Consider the following 19,145-nt stretch of genomic DNA (forward strand, 5'->3'; position numbering starts at 1 on the left):
ACCCTCTATCTCTCTATCTACTATCGGTGTGTCTTGCTTCCGGCACGTTTAATTCTGGTTGTTCGTTTCTACGTCCAGGGATATGACTTTACGTGCTGGAATTTGCAGCAACTCTTCCTCTAATCGCTGCCAGACCAGCATGTCGGCCTGCTGGTTATTGACCGGCTTATTCCTGGTTGCGGCCCGCATCATGGTCTCCGCCACCATCTGGCGGAAGCGCGAGAAATGTTCTTTCTGCTGGTGGTGGGAGGGCATGACACAGAGCGCGATCTCCTCGGGTGCGTAGAAATCCTCGGGTTCAAAGGCCAGCGCTACCAGGTCCGCGTACTGCTGGACCAGGTCGGTGCGCGACTGCGATAGAAAGTAGTCAATCTGCGTGCTGGACACGAGCAGAACACCAGCGATCTTACCGGCGTACAGGATGGGATAGATGGCCGTACTCTTCTCGTGCTCGACGCGCGACGCCGGCATCAGATTATGCTCTTTATCCAGATTCTGGATGATGCCGGGCCGGCAGAGCGTCACCACGTTTCCGGCCAGGGACTCGGCTCCCAGGAACATCGCGTTCTGTTCGAGGTTGCCTACCCAGGGAGGTGTTCCCAGCCCTACGCTTTCACGCAGGCTGCGCACCTTCTTGTATGGGCCAGAGGGGGGCATGCAGCGCACTACCCAGATTGACATACCATGGCGCTCGGGGTCAAGCTGTCCTATCGCCTGCTGCAAGATCAGATGTGAGGTTGACCAGAAGCGTAAATTCTCGGTTGTGGATGCACGCGCCACCAGTACGCGGGCATAGAATTCGGCGGGGATGGTTTTCAGGGTAACTTCTTGTGGCGCGGCCACTATCTCGGCGACGCCCCTCTCTTCTTTTACCAGCTGGCGCATCTGCTCCTGGTAGCGTTGTGGTAACGCGTTAATCAGCTGGCGCAAGTTCTGTGGACGGGGATCTGACTCCCCACCGACCCAGCGCGTAAATGTGATAGGCGTCACGTTCAGCGTATCGATGAGATGCTGCTTTTCTTTCGGGTCGCTGATAATTTGTCCTAATAATTCGCGCCACGTCCGTGCTTCTTGCATATATTTACCCTAATTGCTGAATTCAACATGAAAAGCGCCTACTTGGAACCATGATACCAGCTAACAACTATGACGTCAACAGGAAAAAGTTATATTGCCATAAAAAAAGCCTTAAGGCGTAATCAGGAGAGAAGAAGAAAGAGCCAGCAAAAAAGCGCACTTTTTTGCTGGCTCTTTCTTCTTCTCTCTTATGTGGGAGGATTTTCGTTCCCTCTTTGTATATATCGTCTTTAATTTTTAATCGCGACCATCTGCAGCCAGGTGCGGGGGATCTCGGTGAGTCCAAGCTCTTCTCCGGCCTGATAGACGGCGACTTCCAGGGCCTTTGCAGCCAGGGGCAGCGCCACGCCTGGCAAAGCACCCTCGATGAAGAGCCAGTACTGACCCAGGTCACGCCAGCCATCCAGCGAGATAATGGCGTCGTTCTGTTCTGTCTCGACGGTGGCGAAACCGCTCTGCTTGAGATCCTGGATATACTGATCCCTGGTCATCCATTGCATCGCCATCGCCTTCGCGTCGCGCGAGAGACGGGCCTCGGGATGCTCTTTTTTCAGCCAGCCCACGGCACGCCGCGTCCATAGACGGTAGAAGCGTTCGGTGCCAGGCACATAGGTGCCCTCGTAGAAAGCACTGTTGCAGCCAAAAATACCTTTGGGGGCAAGGATGGAGGATACCTGTTTGAAGGCCGCCAGTTTGTCTGGTACCAGATGGATGGCATTACAGAAGAAGGCCGCGTCGACGTTCTGGACGATGCGTGGCAGGTCTTCGGATTCTCCCTGCAGGAAGTCTGCCGAGATGGGGAGCCCGGCTTCCTCCATGCCTTTTTGCGCGCGCCGCAACGCCTCCGCCGATGGATCGACGCCCACCAGCTTGATGTTGCTTACGCGATCCTGCTTGACAAGTTCTTCCGCGATGAGACGGGTGACCGCGCCGGTTCCGCATGCCATGTCCACAATTGTCAGCGTCTCACCTGCTGTTTGTGGCTTGAGATGGGTGAGCGTCTGCTTCACCAGCGCGCGGTTCACCTCGGTATAGAATGCATGGGCTGCGAACGGCTCGAACGTATATAAATTAGTCTCATCAGTTTCAATAAGTCCCATAATAAATGAAGCCTCCTTAACCAAACTGTTTGTTAAAGATTAGATCAATTTTAGTGGTAACTTGTTTCACTGATATGCGAAATTGTTCGAGCAACGTTGAACCTCCTGACCTACATGTGCATCGACATGCCACCATCGACGGCAAGTACCTGCCCGGTAATATATCCGGCCTCCGGCGAACACAGGAACGCGGCGGCGGCGGCTACTTCGTCGGTGGTGCCGAAGCGGCTCAGCGGCGTGTTGTCCAGCATATATTTGCGCTGGGGCTCGGTGACGATGGATGTCAATTCTGTTGGGATAAAGCCAGGGGCCAGCGCGTTGGCTGTCACATTACGGCTCGCCATCTCGCGGGCTGTACTCAACGTCAAAGAGATAATCGCGGCCTTGGAGGCGCCATAGTTGGCCTGCCCGGCCGGACCCATCAGACCCGCCACCGACGCGATGTTCACGATGCGTCCCCAACGCGCCTTCATCATGCCGCGCAGGGCCGCCTTGGTACATAGGAATGCCGCGCGCAAATTCGTATTCATTACATATTCAAAATCGGCCAATGACATCTGCAGGATTAGCTTGTCGCGTGTCGTACCTGCGTTATTGACGAGAATCGTTACCGGACCCAGTGCTCCGGTCGCTTCTGCGAAGAGCCGGGTCACATCTTCTTCCTTGCTGACATCAGCCTGGACCGCGATACATTGCCTTCCCAACTCCTCGATACTGGCTTTGGCCTGCGCAGCCGCCTCGGCGTTACTGCGATAATTGATGACTATATCCGCACCCATCTGCGCCAGCCGCTGGGCGATAGCGCGACCGATACCCTGGCTGCTTCCGGTAATCAGGGCAACTTTACCCGTTAGTGGAAGAGGATGTTCATTTGACATACATTTGTTCCTTCAATCGAAATAGTTTTGATGGCTATCTGGCTTGTTGTAGTATAGCATAGTCCCTCTAGCTCATACCAATTGTCTCCCCACCTGCGGTGGGGGAGGGGATAATGGGAAGGGTGGGGGACACCCCCAGGCCCCCGGCAGGAGGGCTGACCGCCCTCCTGCACCTCCCACTTGAGAGCCGGAAGAAGGGAAGGATGGGGGACACCCCCAGACCCCGGCAGGAGGGCTAGCCGCCCTCCTGCACCTCCCACTTGAGAGCCGGAAGAAGGGAAGGGTGGGGGACACCCCCAGACCCCCGGCAGGAGGGCTGACCGCCCTCCTGCACCTCCCGCCCGAAAAAGGCCTTTCAATGTAAGGACGAGAGCGGAAACGAAGGCTCCAAATGAAACGTCCCCGTAGGTGCCGGGCTTGCCCCGGCTTGTCGCGAAGCGACCTGTGCCCGGGCGGTCACGTACCCCCGAAATATGTTCCGTCTGGTGGATACAGAAGAGCGCATCCCGGCACCGGGATGCGCTCCTTTGTGGAGTTGTTAAATTGTGGTGCGTGGCACCCGCGGTAGCGTGATGTCGATGCCGGGGTCGAGCCGGGTGTAACGATCGATGATGGCGCCGCGAATCTGTTCGTTGGTCAGGTTGCGTGCCTGTAGGAGCGAGGCTCCGGTGAGCCGGGTGTCGTAGAGGTCGGTGACCAGCAGGTTGGCTCCGGTCAGGTCGGCATTCGTGAGATCGGCGTGCGTGAAGTTGGCCGCCGATAGGTCGGCGTGCGTGAGCCGGGCGTCGCGCAGGCAGGCGCCGGTCAGGTCCGCCATGAAGAGGTTGGCGTGTGAGAGGTCGGCGTTGCGCAGATCCGCGTAGCGCAGGTAGCGATACGAGAGATCATAGCTGGCCAGGTTGGCGCCTTGAAAACTGCGCGGCAACTGATGGATGTCCGCAGTCTCCGTTACCGCTGGCTTTTTGGGAGGAAGCGGTGTGTCCTCCAGGCGTGGCAGGTGCGCGAGCTCATAGGTGACGCGCTCCGTGACCTGGATGCTACGCCGACGATCCTCGAAGTGCATACGATCGATATGGGCGGTCAGGCGCTGTTCCATAGCGATCATGTCCTTTTCGACCCGTTCCTCCCAGCGCTTCCGACGTACCCCCTGGGCCTTTTCCCAGGCCTGTAACTGACTGAGTAGCCGCTCGATGCCCCGCCGTTGCGACCGGGCAACCGAGATGGCCAGGCCGATAATAATGATCCAGCAGCAGATAATGCCGCCGGGAATAATGATTTCACTCATCCTTCACAATCCCCCAACGTTTTCTATTTCGTAGAACGTGAATAGGTGCATGGGAGTAACTAAAAGAGCCGAAATAGATTGTACTTTATTTCCTGTGCTGTGCGCAAGATACTTAATTCACACGGCGGCATGCATCATGCATCAAATTGCTCCGGCCTGTATAGCCCCTGAAGGCAAAAAGATATATAATAGCGCTACATAGTATATAGGTGGTGTTGTGTGGTCAGCCGTGCGCGCCTAGCGCGCACGGCTGACCACACAACACCACCTATAAGAGATGACAACATTCCTATAGGAGCCTTCTATGTCGCAATATAATCATCCATCCCCAACCTCCTTTTTCCTGGACGAGGAGAAGCGTACACTGTATCTTTCATGGTCCGATGAGCACGAGAGCGTCCACGATTGGGAACGGCTGCGCTGGGCCTGTCCCTGCGCCTGGTGCGCCGGTGAGGGTGGACAGCCGGGCGTGCTGGCCAGCAAGAAGAGTCTGAGCCGCGAAGAGACGACCCTGGTCAATATCGAGCCGGTCGGCCGCTATGGTCTGACCCCGGTGTGGGAAGATGGCCATAAGACGGGCATCTATACCTACGAGAAATTGCGCGCCATGTGCGAATGCGATGAATGTAGGAAGAAAAGGCCGTAATAATCATTAGCTGTTAGCATTCAATCCCCACATCGTTTTAGCTAGTGAAAAGAAGGTAGTGTAAGTAAAACTCTTTAGAGTATTCTGGCACTCGAAATGGCTACTGAGACGATGGAGGATTGATTGATATGGCTACACGTGGGCGTTCGAGCCTGTTAACTTCGCGCTGGCTCTTGCGCATCTTTTTTGCCCTGGTCGTCAGTGGGTTGCTGGTGCTGGCGTTCTTCGCCACCAATGTCCTGTCGCACTAGCGTTGCTACTCTATGACGATAGATATATATGTAGTGATGGATCAGCGACGATACAGAGCAGGCGCACTACTCTTGACCTGTCTGTATCGTCGCTGAAGTGACTACGCGGGTCGCATCTCCTGCAGCACTTTTCTGATGCCGGTCAGTGCCCGCTCGATGTGCTCGGCCTCGATGCCCGCGTGGGTGACGGCGCGAATATGTTTTTCGCCCATGCGACCCAGCAGAACGCCGTGCTCGCGTGCCTTGCTGAGGAAGAGGTCGATCTCGCTATTGGAGAACGGCTGCTGCTCTCCATGTTCGAGCGAGAAGAGCAGGATGTTGGTCACCACCTGGTCGGGCTGAATCTGGACGTGGGGGATGTCCGCCAGACCATACGCCAGGCGCTCGCAGTTCTCATGATCCTCTGCGAGGCGGTCCACCATTTGCTCCAGCGCCACGATGCCGGCCGCCGCCAGCACTCCCGCCTGCCGCATCCCTCCACCCAGCACTTTGCGCATCCTGCGCGCGCGACGAATGAAGGCCGCCTCGCCCACCAGTAGCGAGCCCACCGGCGCGCTCAATCCCTTGGATAGACAGAACATCATCGAGTCGACGCTGCTCGCCAGCGTGCTTACCGGTACCTTTAACGCGGTGGCCGCGTTGAAGACGCGCGCGCCATCCATGTGGACCGCGACTCCACGATCGTGGGCCAGCGTGGTAATCGACTCTATCTGCTCCACCCCCAGCACAGTACCGCCACAGCGATTATGTGAATTCTCGATACAGACCAGCGCTGTGGCCGCTATGTGCTCGTCGCTCTCATCGGCGATACCATGGGTGACCGCGTCAATATCGAGCATGCCATCAGGATGGGTGGGGACGACATACATGGGAGATCCACCCAGGGTGGAGGCGCCGCCGGCCTCATAGCGATAGATGTGTGATTGGTCGCCGACTATGACCGCCTGCCCCCGGCCCGCGTGGGTCAGGAGGGCGATGGTGTTGCCCATGGTGCCGCTGGGCACGAAGAGCGCGGCCTCCTTGCCGGTGATGTGCGCGGCCAGTTCCTGCAACCGATTGATGGTGGGATCTTCACTGTACACGTCGTCGCCCACCTCGGCCCGGTACATGGCCTCGCGCATCGCCTCTGTCGGCTGTGTTACAGTATCACTACGTAGATCAATATGTCTATCATCAATACGCATAAAAAATATTCTGCCTTTCCATAGCTGCATACTATATTCTTTCACCGCACCTCCAGTATAGCCTATGCATGCAAAGCTGCATAAGGGGGTGCAGGGGTCTCCCTGCACCCCGGCAGGACTCCTTACAACTCCTTCTGTTTAGAAGGATGGGAAAATGTATATGTAGCCATCTTTGCCTCCTTCATAATAAAGAGAAAGTGGTAGTATGCAGGCCACCTGTGCCTGGAAGGGATTGGGAGATATGTCGACGACGAGACATCTACCGCAGGACGCGCCTGCTGATGAAAACGATATCAAGTGGAAGCGGAGGCGGGACATCCCTGTGGCGATCCTGGCCTGGATCGGCGTGGTGGCGGTGGTGTTGTGGGGCGCGGCCCACATAGTACGGGCCCTGCTGCTCCTGATTATCGCGGCCCTGCTGGCCTATGCGCTGACGCCGGGCGTGAAGTGGCTGCAGCGCTTTATTCCGCGCCCCTTCGCCATCGTGAGCATCTGCCTGATCACCCTGGCGTGCCTGAGCCTGCTGCTCTACTTTGTGACCATAACCGCCCTGCACCAGTTTACCTCGCTGGCACGTTCGCTGGCCTTTGTGCTGGCGCCGCGCCGTGGAGCCTCGTCTCCGCTGGAGAACTTTCTGCAGTCTATCGGCATTACGCAGCAGCAGATCGCGACGGCGCGCCAGCAGTTGATCGAGCGTGGTGAGAGCCTGGCCAGCAGCGCTCTGCCTCTGATTACCAGCATCCTGGATGTCCTGCTCGACACGGTGGTGGTGGCGGTTATCACCATCTATTTCCTCATCGATGGGCACCGCATCAATCGTTGGTGCCGCCACAATCTGCCGGACAAGCTGCGGCCGGATTTTCTGATCGACACCCTGCAGCGTGTGGTGGGCGGCTACATTCGCGGCCAGTTGATCCTGGCTACCCTGATCGGTTTGCTGGTCGGCATCGGGATGGCGCTGTTCCGCGTGCCATACGCCCTGCTGCTGGGTGTGCTGGCCTTCATTCTAGAGTTCATCCCAATCCTTGGTACCCTCATCTCGGGCGCCATCTGCACCCTGATCGCTCTGACGCAGGGTATCTGGATCGCGGTTGGCGTGTTGATCTACTTTATCCTGGTGCACATCCTCGAAGGTGACATCGTCGGGCCGCGCATCGTTGGCGAGGCGATCGGCCTGCACCCCATCGTCTCGATCGCCGCCGTCATCGCTGGCTCCCAGCTCTTCGGCATCTGGGGCGCCTTGCTGGCCTCCCCCATCGCGGGCGTGTTGCAGGCCCTGCTCATCACCATCTGGCTCGAATGGCGGCACACCCACCCCGAGCAGTTCGTCCACCAGCGCGCAAGATCCACTCCCCAGGGCGATATACCGGGCTCTGAGCAATCTCAAAGATAGCCGCTACCGTGGTTGATGCCCCTCTGAATTGGCCTGCCGCGCCGTGTCTGTCTGCCCGTCAGTCATTGTCTGCTGCGCCACCTCAGGCGTGTGGCTATATCTCATCACCAGGTACACCAGAAATCCTAGAATGATAAAGAACAAAGGAACCAGACTATACGCCAGGTATGCCTCTAATAACATCGCGCTTCCTCCCATATATATGGCGCCGGCAACCGCCGGTTACATTCATCGCATTCTATATACACGTTTCGGAACGCCTCCCGGTCAACAAAAAAATCCCCATACGAGATCGTACCCCCAACGCGAAACGCATCCCGTAGGCGGCATAGGATTGCGGACTTCTTTATACACGCCGAATTCACGATTCCCCCGCAATCCGGCCTTGTGCATGCCGCCCTATTCACGTACGTGATGTTCCTCAAAACCGTTTATTTTTCGTCGATGTTAGAGGTGGCGTGGGCGAAGGGGATGGTGGAGGCGCGTTTGACGATGGTGGTCGGGAATGTTTCCTGGGCGGATGTGTCCTGGTGCTGCAGGAGGGCCAGGATCTTCTGGGCGCCGGCCCGACCCAGTTCGCGCAGGGAGATATTGGCCGTGGTGAGCGCTGGCGTGACCATGCGCGCCATGGGGAGGTTGCCGAAGCCGCAGATGGAGATGTCCTCGGGCAGGCGCCATCCGTGCTGCCGCAGCCCATACATCAGGCCAAAGGCGGTCTCGTCATTGCAGGCGAAGACGGCGCTGGGCCGCTTCTCGCGTGGCAACTGGTTCAGCATCGCGGCCGCCCGTTCGCCACCGGCCTGGGTGAAGTTGCCGGGGAACAGCAGGGTGTCATCTGGCGTGATGCCGGACTCGGTCAGGGCCTGGCGATAGCCCTGCAGGCGCTGATTGGCGACTGTTACACTGGCGGGCCCGGTCACAAAGGCGATGCGTGTATGTCCCAGTTCGATTAGGTATCTGGTCAGCTCGTATGCGCCGCCGAGGTTGTCGGGCTGGATCGAGGGCGCCTGGAGATTGTGGGGCGATAACATGACGATGGCCGCGCCTCTGCGCTGGATCTTTTCGATCATGTCATCGATCTCAAGCTGTTCGGGGACGCTGGTCTCGTCGGAGCCGCTGCCGGTGAAGACAATGCCGTCGGCCCGGTAGTCTTGCAGAGTCTGCAGATACGAGAGCTCGCGGATCGGGTCGCGCTCGGTGTTGCAGATGATGGTGAGATAGCCGTGGCTGTTGGCGACCTCCTCGACCCCGCGCGCCACCTGCGCGAAATAAGGATCGGCGTTATCACCTACCAGGACCGCGATCAGCTTGCTGCGCTGCGCTTTAAGGCTACGCGCCAGGGAGTTAGGAACATAGCGCAGCTCTCGGGCGGCAAGCAATACTCTCTCGCGCGTCCCCTCGCTGACAGGATAGGTCGAGCCACTCATGACCCGGCTGGCCGTGGCAACGGAAACCCCCGCTCTCTTCGCCACATCAACGATAGAAGGTGATTCTGAGGTCATCTATTTTCTCACACCCGTATACAAAGCTATTCAATCAACACAAAATGAAAAGCGCCCAATCTTCTCGCACTTTAACAAAAATTCTATTCCCTGTCAATTTCCGTGGCTCATGTCTTACCATGCCGCAAATGCTTGCGGGCACAAGTGCGGCGAAACCTTCCTTTGCGACTGACCGGTAAATGTTCTACAAGTAGAGATGAGACGTGCTATAATGGGCCTTTGTATGCACCGCGCTGGCCAGGAGTGGCGCGTTATTTCAAGAAAGAAAACGAATCGAGGTGTTTCTATGCAGCTCCAGATCCATATAGGTCAGAAGATTGGCGATTACCGCATCGTGGATGAGATTGCCCGGGGGGCGTATGCGTACGTTTACAAGGCGGTCCATAGCTTTCTGTCGCAGCGTCCGGTGGCCCTCAAGATCCTGCACACCACCTTCGTCGATCCCGGCGCCGAGCACGATATACTTCATCAGGAGGCCCAGATTCTGCAGCAGCTGCGCCACCCCCATATTTTATCTATGATCGACTTTGGTACCCACGAGGGCGCGCCCTATATCGTCAAGGAGTACGCGCCGGGCGGATCGTTGCGCGAGCGCCTGCGCCATCCTTTGCCCCTGTCGCAGGCGCTGGATCTGCTGGGCCAGGTCGGCGAGGGCCTGCAGTTCGCCCACGCCCACAGCGTCGTGCACTGCGATTTGAAGCCGGAGAATATCTTATTTAATGCCGATGATCAGGCTCTGATCTCGGACTTCGATATCGCGCGCGTGCTGAAATCGGTGAAGACAGCAGGCCACAGCATCGGCGGCACCCCATCCTATATGGCGCCCGAGCAGTTCCAGGGCAAGGTGAGCTACGCCAGCGACCAGTACGCGCTGGCTTGCATGGCCTATGAGATGCTGAGCGGCCGGCGTCCCTTCGCGGGCAGCGACGTCGCCACCCTGATGCAGAAGCATCTCCACGAAGAGCCCGTGCCGCCTTCGCAACTGGTCAACGGCCTGTCCCCATCTATAGATCAGGCCATCCTGCGCGGCCTGTCGAAAAAGCCCGTCGACCGCTTCAAGGACGTGGCCGCCTTTATCAAAGCGCTCAGCGCTCACCATCAGCCCTCCTCCGAGGTGACCGCCGCCGACTGGCCCGCCCCCGCCGTCGCACCCCGGCGTGGCAAGCGCCTGATCCTGCGCGCCCCCGGCACCCCCAGAAACGCCAGCAAGACCCCCATCGACGATAGCGTCTTCTACGAAGAGACCGTCCCCATGAACGCTGAAGCCACCCTGGCCGATCTCGCGCCCGCGACCGCTCCACGCAAGCGCCGCGCCACCACCAAAACCTCCACCACCAAAAAAGCCGCCACCCCCCGTCCCAAAACCAACGCAAAGACCAAAGCCGCCATCCAACCCAAAACCACCAAACCCAAAGCTGTGAAAACCACCACCACCAAACCCAAAGCTGTGAAAACCACCACCACCAAACCCAAAGCTGTGAAAACCACCACCAAATCCAAAACCACAAAGACCGCCACCGTCAAACCTAAAGCCGTGAAAGCCACTACTGCCAAACCCAAAACCGCGAAAACCGCGAAAACCGCCACCAAACCTACCCCCGCCCGCGCCAAAAAACGCACCCCCCACGCCACCGATCCCACATAGGTTCGGACCGCGAGGCCCAATACGTTCAACTTTAGCGCAGGCAACAGAAAACACGAGAAGCTTCCCGCGAAGGATGGACGCCTCCCCTTACACGATCATGTACCCGTAGGCGGCATAGGATTGCGGCCGGATTGATACGCAGAATGCATTAAAAGCAGCAATCCGGCCTTGTGCATGCCGCTCTGTTGACGTACGATATGTTGAATTATGCATTGTTACAAGACCGCCTTTCTCGATTTATAGGGGCATATCATACGTGAACTGGTGCGGCATGCACAAGGCCGGATTGCTGCTTTTCAGAAGAAATACCGTATTGGGAAGGCCGCAATCCTATGCCGCCTACAGGGATACCTCTTCGTGTCAAGGAACGTTTCGATGCTCCGCTGGACCTCTCGCGTTTCCTATTGCCTGCGCTAAAATTGAACGTATTGGGCCTCGCGTCCGATTACCGCCCATGCCCCATTTTCGGGCCACGTGGATACGTGTCCGAACATACGTGTCCGCTTTTTTATGGATGAGGCGTTATAGAACCGGGATACTTTCTTTGTCCACACAAAGATGAGAAGGAGCGACCAGGGTGTATGGAGCAACAAGTATCAGATAGCGATGGGGAGCTGGCATTGATTGAGCGGGTCACTCATGGTGATGCCGAGGCTTTTCGCTATCTGGTGGTTTTGTATGAGGGCCGGCTGATTGCCTACCTGACACAGATGCTGGGGGGCGATAAGGAGAATGCCTGTGATATCGCGCAGGAAACATTTATCGCCGTCTATCAAACCCTCCCGCATTGGAAGCCGCCCGCTAATGCCGGCGCTGAAGCGTCCGGACATGCCGGATATGGGGCCGGATTGCTGGCACCGTGGCTCTATCGGATCGCGACCAATCGCGCGCTTTCCCTGTTACGCAAACAGGAGGTACGCAGGCGGATGCATGGTCCGGCTGTTAATCGCTCCGAAAACAGGGAGACGCCATTTGAACAGGGCGCCCGGCAGTCCTCGTTTGAAGATAGCTCGATCGCGCGCGAACTGCTGCGCGCCGCGCTCAGCACGCTGGATGAGGACGACGCGGCCTGCCTGGTGCTGCACTATGTCAGCGGGGAGCGTTATGGCGAGATCGCGGCTCGCCTCGGCATGAGCAGCGAGGCCGTGCGCAAGCGCGTGTCGCGTGCGCTGATCGCTCTGCGCAAGGCGTACAGGTTGTTGGATACGGAGGTGTGCTAGTGAGTGATATGCAGGCTTTAACCCATGAGGAGGCCAATGCCCTTCTGGGTGATTACGTTTCCGCCGAACTCAGCGAGCACATGAGATCCCGTGTTGAATTGCATGTACGTACCTGCCCGCATTGCCAGCAGGATATAGCTGAGATTGAACACGTCCGTCGTCTGATGGCGACCCTGAGAGACGGCGCGCCGCCAGCCGCCGCGTCTTCTCTGGCCGATACCATACTGGGGGGACTCAACGAGCCGTCGGCCTTGCAATCTGCCGCCTTTCAATTGTTGCCAGCGGAAAATCGGCGGCATGAGGAAAATATCGCCCCGATGCGTCCGCTTTTTGATGCTTCAGGCGTTATGGATACAGAAATCGCGCAAAGACAGGATGTGCGCGATCAACACAATAGCACAAAAGATTATAGATTGAAAAATGTACCTGACCCAAATGCCTATGCTCAAAAAAGGATGCCTGCTATGCAACAACACATGTATGTAAAACGCCAGACAAACACGTCTCTCTGGATTACGCTGGTGGCGGTCCTGGTGGTGGCTGTTATCGTCGGTAGCTTCTTTAGCTTAAGATCGCTGCTAGTCAGTAGCCACAATAATAATCCGCGGCCGCCGCACTACCCGGTTCCTGCTGCGACCGCGACCCCCTCGCGGACCGCTCCTGCCACCCCAACGCCGTCGCCGACCGCTACCAATGTCACGCAACCGGTGCCAGCGACGCAAACGAGCTGTCCCGCTCCCAGCACGGCGCGTGCCATGGTGACGGCTCCCCTGGCCCAGGGTCCACATCCGCAGATTGTCTATATCGCTCAGGATATGAATAATCTGGCCAGCGCGAATCGCATCATGCGCTACGATACCGTATCGCATCAGAGCAGTGAGATTTACGCCGTTCCCAGCCCATATATAGTCAGATCCAGTTTTCTGTCTTCTGATGGACAATGGGTATTGTTATCGCTGTTCGATACTACAAAGCCTGGCGACAATGCGAATGTCCAATTGCGTATGGTGCGCGTCGATGGGCAGGGGGCGCAGACGCTCTTTTGTGGTGAGCTGGCCAGCCTGACGTGGTCGCCCGATAAAAAGTGGATCGCCTTTGACGATCCTATTCAGGCTCTTGGTGTCGCTGATACGATCCATCTGATCAACACTACAACCGGGCAGTATCTGGATGCGGTCGATGTTCCCCCGCAAACCACCCCTCCCGGATACATTCCACGCCCCAGCTTCTGGGGTTCGCCCACACAGTTGTACCTGTCGTATTCGCTTGGTTCAGCCCCCTTCCATACCTACCTGTTTGATCTCAACAATGGTACACATCAGGCCCTCAGTGCATTGCCTCTGGTCAGCACACAGCAGTATGTACAGGGACGTGCTGATAGCTCAAACATCTACCTGCTTGCATCCTCCTGTTCGGGGGCGACATGTGGTACTAATCAGGCAGGCATGTCGGAGATCGAACGCCTTTCAACCGACTGGAAGTCGCCACAGGTGTTGTTTAAGAAGCCGCAACTGCTCCTGAATGACTTCAGCGTGGGCGGCACAAATCTGCTGGTGATCGCCAGCAATCCCGCGGCGAGCAGGCGTGAACTGTGGCTGGTGAAGACCGATGGCGGTGGCGCGATCCAGCTTGCCAGCGCGCCTGGTAACTGGAATTCATCTCCCAATTTCATGAATATTGGCAATGGTACGGTAGCTACCTCCGCTGATGGCAGCATGTTCGTGGTCTCTAACTGGCCCTCAGCTTCGGGGACCACGCCTGAGATCGCCTACGGCTCCTCCAAAGCGGGCGGCACCCTGACGGCGGTCCCACAGGACAACGGTACCTATCAGTATGCCCTGGGGTGGACCTCTTTATAGATCGTACTGCTGGTATTACCTACAACAAAGCAGGGGACACAGCCGCTACCGGCTGTGCCCCCTGCTCGTTTGCTTTCTAGGCGGGATCGATCAGGCGACCCATGATGCTGTAGACGATCAGGATGACCAGGCTGATGACGATGTTGATCAGGACGATCAGGCCGATTTCGGGGAAGAGGCGCCATTCTCTGGCGTTGTAGATGATGAATCCGACGACGATGGCCATGGTGATCGTCGCTAGCAGGCAGGCGCGGATCGATGAGCCGATGCTGGGGAACTTGCGGCGGCGCAGCATGCTGAGCCCGGCAATCAGTCCGGCGATGCCGTAGAAGGCCATCGGGAACCACCATGCGTGGTACTGTGGCCCAAAGTTGACGTTATGGAACAGGGTGTTCGTCAGCGTGTCGTTGCTGCGGTACATGAAGTCGGCAACCATCGCTCCGCCCGCCCCCACCAGGATGCCCACGATCGGACCAAATGAGGCGCCGAAGAAGAGTGGCAGCACCAGCAGGATCGGGATGCTGCGGCCGTAGATGATCGGCCGGAAGCTATGCAGGAAGCAGAACAGGATAATACCGACGACGGTGGCCAGGATCGGCCACTTCCAGGCGTTCAAAGGCCCCAGCCACTCGGCCATCGATTCCCTCTGTCCACGCTCATCCGCGTAGGAGGGACGCGGCGCTGGCGGCTCGTCGTAATCGCGCTCGGGTGCGCTATACGATTGTTGCGGACGATATTGTTGCTGCTGCTGCATCGGTGGTTCCTGCTGCCGATAGGGAGCCTGGTTGCCATAGCTTCCCTGCGGTCCCCGGTGCTGCTGCTGATAGCCCTGCTGCGGCCTATTGTTATAGTCACCAGGCTGATTGGGTGGCTGCTGTGGGGGTCGCTGCATCGGTGGATACGGCTGCTGCGGGGGCCGCTGCTGTGGATTGCCCTGCATCGGTGGACGCGGCCCATTCTGGGGTCCACCCTGAGGAGGGTTGTTCCCGTGCAGGAACATCTTCTGCTGCCCAGGCTGATTGGGTTGCTGCTGTTGCTGTTGCGGATAGGCATTATTGGGCTGTTGGGACTGGGGCATGCTGGTCTGCAGTTCTGTGCGATCCGAATGCATCGTTGGCGCCTGCCCCTGGTTCCCCGGCTGATTGCCGACATTCTCCCGTCCGCTTGCAGCCATGCCACTATTCTGCTGCTGCTGGGTAGTATAGGGATTATTCGTCTTGCTGGCCGGGCCGTCTTGCCGTGTCCCCATCTGCTGAGTGCCATACTGATTGTTGGTCTGGCTATTCTGTTGTTGTTGGGTGGCATAGGGATTATTTGTATTGTTGGGCTGACTGCCGCTGCCGGAATTGAAAGGTTGCGACATCAGACCTGTAAAGGCTGCCGGTGGCACGCCGCTCGCGTTTGGCGTCTGTGGCGGCGTCTGCGTGCCCGACTGCATGGCGACCGTGCTGTATGGACTCGATGGCATGCCCGCGCCCGGTATCAAACCGGTCGGATTGGATTGGGCCGCCTGTGCCAGCGCGTTGGCGAATGCTTTGACGCTCTCAAAGCGCTTCTTGGGATCTTTGTCGAGGGCCTGCATGAGCACGCGCTCGACTTCCGGCGCGATCTGCGGCAGCTTCTCTCGGATGGGAGGTGGGGCCGCGAACATATGCTGCGTGCACATCTCGGTGAACGAGCCATGGAAGGGACGATCGCCGGTCAGCCACTCGTAGACGACGACGGCCAGTGAATACTGGTCGCTGGCTGGTCGGGGCTTGCCCTGGATCTGCTCGGGCGACATATAGGCCACCGTGCCGATCACATCCTGCGTCCCCTGATAGCGTGAGCTCTGCGCCACCAGCGCGATGCCGAAATCGCTCAACAGGATCTCGTTGCGCCTGCCGACCAGCATGTTCTCCGGCTTCACATCCCGGTGAATGATATGCTCATCGTGGGCGTACTGGAGCGCATCCGCCACCTGCGTCACATAGGGAATGACGGTTGTAAGGGGTAGAGCCACGCCCCGTGCATGCCGCTGGCGCAGCGTTCCATTGGGAGCATAGTCCATTACCAGATAGGGCGTCTCACCCTCGATCCCGAAATCTAGCACACGCACAATATTGGGGTGCGATAGACGTGCAATCGTCTGTGCCTCTTTTAAGAAACTATCTGAATCGTCTGAACCAGATAGTCGTGCCTGTAAGATCTTAATGGCAGCCTGTGACTTCAGGTAGAGGTGCTCCCCGAGATAGACCTCGGCGAAGCCGCCCTGGCCTAGCAGTTGCACTAGTGTATAATTCCCCAGTCGCTGCCCGATGCGATCCACCATCCTTGCTCCTTTTTCTGCGCTTGTCAGCCCGCAGCATGTCTTCTGGCCCAATTGTAAAGAAATGAAGCAAGTACGTCAAGCTTTAACCTCATACATGGCCGCTCCGGACCCGGCCCCGTATCCGCCCTCCCGTAGGTGCCGGGCTCGCCCCGGCTTTGCCGCGAAGCGACCCCGCACCCTCATATACCCATTTCCCTGTAGGCGGCATAGGATTGCGGCCTTTTCGATTTGTATTTCTTCTGAAAAGCAGCAATCCGGCCTTGTGCATGACGCTCTGCTGACGTACGATATGTTGATTTATGTATGATTATACGGCCGAATTTCTCGCTTTTTAACAACGGTATCGTACGTGAATGGGCGCGGCATGCACAAGGCCGGATTGCTGCTTCTCATGCGTCCTGCGTGCCATCCTTGCCGCAATCCTATGCCGCCTACAGGGAAACATGTTCGTGTGAGGGGGACGAGGCCCGAACACGCGGTAGGAGACGATGCTTTATGCGATCTCGCCGCTGGCGAGCTGGTTCTGGATCAGCCGGGCGTAGTAGCTGTCCCTCTGTAGGAGCTGCTGATGGGTGCCCTGCTCGATCAGGCGTCCGTCGTCGAGGACGAGGATCTGGTCGGCGTTGCGGATGGTGCTCAGGCGGTGGGCGATGATGATCTGGGTGCAGGGCAGGGCGCGCAGATTGCGTTCGACGTGCTGCTCGGTGACCACGTCGAGGGCGCTGGTGGCCTCGTCCAGCAGCAGGATCGCCGGATGGCTGGCCAGGGCACGGGCCAGTGCCAGTCGCTGTCTTTGCCCACCCGAGAGGGCGCTTCCGCCCTCAGAGACGAACGTCTCATAGCCCATGGGCATCTTCTGGATGTCCTCGTGCAGATCGGCCAGCCGCGCGGCCTGCATCACGGCCTCTATGCTGATGCCGGGCGCGTTAAAGGCGATATTCTGACGGATCGTGCCGCTGAAGACGCTGGCGTCCTGCATGACCACGCCGAACTGGGCGCGCACCGCCTGGTAGTTCAGGAAGCGCAGCGGGATGCCGTCGTAGCTGATCTCGCCCTGGTTCGGGATGATAAGTCCCAGCAGCAGCTTGCCGAGAGTACTCTTGCCCGATCCGGTGCGCCCGACGATGGCGATCTTCTGCCGTGGCTGAATGTGTAGCGAGATGTCTTTGAGGATGTGGGGGGCGTGCGCGTCGTAGCGGAAGCCGACATGGTCGAGGCTGACGCGACCGCTCAATCGTGGCGGCTGCTGCACGGTCTGCACGTTCTGCTCCGGCCGGGCGTCGAGTACATCGGCGATGCGTTCGAGGTGCGAATTGACCAGCTGGATCTGCTGGGCGCTGCGCACCAGGGATGAGAGCGGCGATAACACGTAGGCGCCCAGCGTGCTCAATCCGACCATGGCGCCGAGCAGCAGGTGGTGGCTCATGACCTGCTGGGCGCCCAGCCACAGCAGCGCCAGCGGGGCCAGGGCCTGCAGACTGACCAGGCAGGTCGCGATAGCCGAGCTGAAGTAGGTGCGGCGGATCGAGATGTTGAGCTGGTCGACAAAGAGATTTGACCATTGCTCGAAGGCGCGCTGCTCGGCGCCGGCGGCCTTGATGCTGCCGATGCCGGTGAGCATCTCGCCCACGTAGCCCTGCAGCCTGCCCGCGCTCTCCAGATCCTGGCGCGCGAGCGTGCGCATCCTGCGGTTGGTACACAACAGCAGCAGGACCTGGAGCAGGCCGATCGCTAGCACGGCGGCGCCAAACAGCGTAGAGTAGCAGAACAGGATGACCAGTGAGATGATGATGGTGCAGCTATCCAGGCAGGTCGAGATCAACTGGTTGCTGACGATCTCGCGCACCGAGGCGTTACTGCTGACGCGGGCCATGATGTCGCCGCTGCTGCGCTTCTGGAAGAAGCTGTGTGGGAGCGAGAGCATGTGCTCAAAGAAGTTGGGCAGCATCGTCAGGTCGATGCGTGTCTGCAGGTAGGTTAGCAGGATTGTGCGCAGCAACGAGGTGACGAACTCGGCGATCACGACGACGATGGCCGCCGCGCCCAGCAGCAGCAGCAGGCTCACCTGCCCGTGAGGGATGACCGCGTCGATGACAAAACCGGTCGCCAGCGGCAGGGCCAGTCCCAGTCCCTGCAGGAGCAGGGTCGCGGCGGCGATCTGCAGCAGGATGATGGGCGCGCGGCGCACGTAGTGTTTCGCATAGCCGTATAAAGTGACCCGTGCGCTGGTGGTGTGGCGCACAAATTGTGTCCCCGGCTCCAGCATAATGACGACGCCGGTAAAGTTTTCCTCGAATTCCGCGCTGGAGACGCGCCGGCGCCCCGTGGCGGGATCGACGATGTCGACGCTGCGCGTACCCCATCGTTCGACGATCACGAAATGGTTGAACTGCCAGTGGACGATGGCCGGCAGCGAGACTGCGCGAAAATCGTTGTCCCGCAGCGAGATGGGCCGGACGCGCAATCCGTACTGGCGGGCGGTCTTCACGATCTCAAGCGCCGAGAGGCCATCGCGACCCAGGCCAGCCTGGTCGCTGATCTCGGCGCTGCTGGTCTTGCGGCCATGATAGCTCAGGATCATGGCCAGGCAGGCGGCTCCACACTCGACGGCGTTCATCTGCAGCAGCACCGGCACCCGACGCCGTAGCATCCTGTGGCACAGCCCCGCGATGGTCAGCCACAGTACCTGGATGTATCTCACCATGGGCGCGGGCCGCCTGGAATGCTCATCCTGCGTAACTTGCGCCACCACTTCTCGATTGTCCCCGCCAATGACCTGCATATGATTCATATA

The 19,145-nt window shown here is 58.5% G+C and carries 15 protein-coding genes; 6 read left to right on the plus strand and 9 right to left on the minus strand.

The genetic code is table 11. The features are described from left to right. Nucleotides 1–48 precede the first annotated feature (48 nt). From KTT_RS19640 to KTT_RS19655, 4 genes are all read right to left on the minus strand, one after another. Entirely contained in the window at nt 49–1,077 is a 1,029-nt protein-coding gene (locus tag KTT_RS19640; protein ID WP_126597614.1) for a GAF domain-containing protein, read from the minus strand. A 230-nt stretch (nt 1,078–1,307) separates the two neighbouring features. Further along, complete coding sequence (locus tag KTT_RS19645; protein WP_126597615.1) at nt 1,308–2,177, minus strand: class I SAM-dependent methyltransferase; 870 nt, start codon at nt 2,175–2,177, stop codon at nt 1,308–1,310. A gap of 110 nt (nt 2,178–2,287) precedes the next feature. Next, the gene (gene fabG / locus KTT_RS19650) at nt 2,288–3,055 is read right to left on the minus strand and encodes a 3-oxoacyl-[acyl-carrier-protein] reductase (RefSeq protein WP_126597616.1); all 768 of its coding nucleotides are present in this window, start codon (nt 3,053–3,055) and stop codon (nt 2,288–2,290) included. Nucleotides 3,056–3,593: 538 nt separating this feature from the next. Continuing rightward, nucleotides 3,594–4,340 (minus strand): pentapeptide repeat-containing protein, encoded by a 747-nt coding sequence (locus KTT_RS19655; RefSeq protein ID WP_218030930.1) that lies wholly within the window; start codon nt 4,338–4,340, stop codon nt 3,594–3,596. Nucleotides 4,341–4,644: 304 nt separating this feature from the next. Between KTT_RS19655 and KTT_RS19660 the strand changes: the two genes are divergently transcribed. Further along, nucleotides 4,645–4,986, plus strand: a complete 342-nt coding sequence (locus tag KTT_RS19660; RefSeq protein ID WP_126597617.1) for a gamma-butyrobetaine hydroxylase family protein — start codon at nt 4,645–4,647, stop codon at nt 4,984–4,986. A 128-nt stretch (nt 4,987–5,114) separates the two neighbouring features. Further along, nucleotides 5,115–5,237, plus strand: a complete 123-nt coding sequence (locus KTT_RS37425; RefSeq protein WP_268904511.1) for a hypothetical protein — start codon at nt 5,115–5,117, stop codon at nt 5,235–5,237. A 101-nt stretch (nt 5,238–5,338) separates the two neighbouring features. Here the strand turns inward: KTT_RS37425 and ltaE are convergent, their stop codons facing one another. Continuing rightward, nucleotides 5,339–6,421: a low-specificity L-threonine aldolase gene (gene ltaE, locus KTT_RS19665; protein WP_126597618.1), complete on the minus strand. Its 1,083-nt coding sequence runs from the start codon at nt 6,419–6,421 to the stop codon at nt 5,339–5,341. Between the two features lie 241 nt (nt 6,422–6,662). Here ltaE and KTT_RS19670 point away from each other — a divergent pair, with 241 nt between their 5' ends. After that, nucleotides 6,663–7,814, plus strand: coding sequence for an AI-2E family transporter (locus KTT_RS19670; protein ID WP_160145987.1), 1,152 nt, complete (start codon nt 6,663–6,665; stop codon nt 7,812–7,814). Nucleotides 7,815–7,817: 3 nt separating this feature from the next. Here KTT_RS19670 and KTT_RS19675 read toward each other — a convergent pair whose 3' ends face one another. Both KTT_RS19675 and KTT_RS19680 read right to left on the minus strand, forming a co-directional pair. Then, nucleotides 7,818–7,997 carry a hypothetical protein gene (locus KTT_RS19675; protein ID WP_126597620.1) on the minus strand — a complete coding sequence of 60 codons (180 nt, stop codon included), beginning with the start codon at nt 7,995–7,997 and terminating at the stop codon, nt 7,818–7,820. Nucleotides 7,998–8,245: 248 nt separating this feature from the next. Continuing rightward, on the minus strand, nt 8,246–9,316 hold the full coding sequence (locus KTT_RS19680) for a LacI family DNA-binding transcriptional regulator (protein WP_126597621.1): 1,071 nt from the start codon (nt 9,314–9,316) through the stop codon (nt 8,246–8,248). 286 nt (nt 9,317–9,602) lie between these two features. Between KTT_RS19680 and KTT_RS37430 the strand changes: the two genes are divergently transcribed. From KTT_RS37430 to KTT_RS19695, 3 genes are all read left to right on the plus strand, one after another. After that, a complete protein-coding gene (locus tag KTT_RS37430) occupies nt 9,603–10,961 on the plus strand; it encodes a serine/threonine-protein kinase (RefSeq protein ID WP_160145988.1) in 1,359 nt (452 codons plus the stop codon). Nucleotides 10,962–11,542: 581 nt separating this feature from the next. After that, nucleotides 11,543–12,181 carry an RNA polymerase sigma factor gene (locus KTT_RS19690; RefSeq protein WP_126597623.1) on the plus strand — a complete coding sequence of 213 codons (639 nt, stop codon included), beginning with the start codon at nt 11,543–11,545 and terminating at the stop codon, nt 12,179–12,181. Nucleotides 12,182–12,189: 8 nt separating this feature from the next. Continuing rightward, nucleotides 12,190–14,040 (plus strand): zf-HC2 domain-containing protein, encoded by a 1,851-nt coding sequence (locus tag KTT_RS19695; RefSeq protein ID WP_235845850.1) that lies wholly within the window; start codon nt 12,190–12,192, stop codon nt 14,038–14,040. A 76-nt stretch (nt 14,041–14,116) separates the two neighbouring features. On the opposite strand, the gene KTT_RS19700 is transcribed toward KTT_RS19695, so the two are convergent. Together KTT_RS19700 and KTT_RS19705 are read right to left on the minus strand one after the other, a co-directional pair. Next, complete coding sequence (locus KTT_RS19700; protein ID WP_126597625.1) at nt 14,117–16,351, minus strand: serine/threonine-protein kinase; 2,235 nt, start codon at nt 16,349–16,351, stop codon at nt 14,117–14,119. A gap of 493 nt (nt 16,352–16,844) precedes the next feature. Further along, nucleotides 16,845–19,142: a peptidase domain-containing ABC transporter gene (locus KTT_RS19705; protein ID WP_126597626.1), complete on the minus strand. Its 2,298-nt coding sequence runs from the start codon at nt 19,140–19,142 to the stop codon at nt 16,845–16,847. Nucleotides 19,143–19,145 lie beyond the last annotated feature (3 nt).

This window comes from Dictyobacter aurantiacus (genome assembly GCF_003967515.1).
Taxonomy (GTDB): Bacteria; Chloroflexota; Ktedonobacteria; order Ktedonobacterales; family Ktedonobacteraceae; genus Dictyobacter; species Dictyobacter aurantiacus.

Coding starts and splice junctions, on each gene's coding strand:
- KTT_RS19675 (WP_126597620.1), bottom strand. CDS start 7,997: ATGTTATTAGAGGCATACCTGGCGTATAGTCTGGTTCCTTTGTTCTTT.
- KTT_RS19705 (WP_126597626.1), bottom strand. CDS start 19,142: ATGAATCATATGCAGGTCATTGGCGGGGACAATCGAGAAGTGGTGGCG.
- fabG (WP_126597616.1), bottom strand. CDS start 3,055: ATGTCAAATGAACATCCTCTTCCACTAACGGGTAAAGTTGCCCTGATT.
- KTT_RS19695 (WP_235845850.1), top strand. CDS start 12,190: ATGCAGGCTTTAACCCATGAGGAGGCCAATGCCCTTCTGGGTGATTAC.
- KTT_RS19655 (WP_218030930.1), bottom strand. CDS start 4,340: ATGAGTGAAATCATTATTCCCGGCGGCATTATCTGCTGCTGGATCATT.
- KTT_RS37425 (WP_268904511.1), top strand. CDS start 5,115: ATGGCTACACGTGGGCGTTCGAGCCTGTTAACTTCGCGCTGGCTCTTG.
- ltaE (WP_126597618.1), bottom strand. CDS start 6,421: ATGCGTATTGATGATAGACATATTGATCTACGTAGTGATACTGTAACA.
- KTT_RS19690 (WP_126597623.1), top strand. CDS start 11,543: ATGGAGCAACAAGTATCAGATAGCGATGGGGAGCTGGCATTGATTGAG.
- KTT_RS37430 (WP_160145988.1), top strand. CDS start 9,603: ATGCAGCTCCAGATCCATATAGGTCAGAAGATTGGCGATTACCGCATC.
- KTT_RS19645 (WP_126597615.1), bottom strand. CDS start 2,177: ATGGGACTTATTGAAACTGATGAGACTAATTTATATACGTTCGAGCCG.
- KTT_RS19680 (WP_126597621.1), bottom strand. CDS start 9,316: ATGACCTCAGAATCACCTTCTATCGTTGATGTGGCGAAGAGAGCGGGG.
- KTT_RS19660 (WP_126597617.1), top strand. CDS start 4,645: ATGTCGCAATATAATCATCCATCCCCAACCTCCTTTTTCCTGGACGAG.
- KTT_RS19670 (WP_160145987.1), top strand. CDS start 6,663: ATGTCGACGACGAGACATCTACCGCAGGACGCGCCTGCTGATGAAAAC.
- KTT_RS19640 (WP_126597614.1), bottom strand. CDS start 1,077: ATGCAAGAAGCACGGACGTGGCGCGAATTATTAGGACAAATTATCAGC.
- KTT_RS19700 (WP_126597625.1), bottom strand. CDS start 16,351: ATGGTGGATCGCATCGGGCAGCGACTGGGGAATTATACACTAGTGCAA.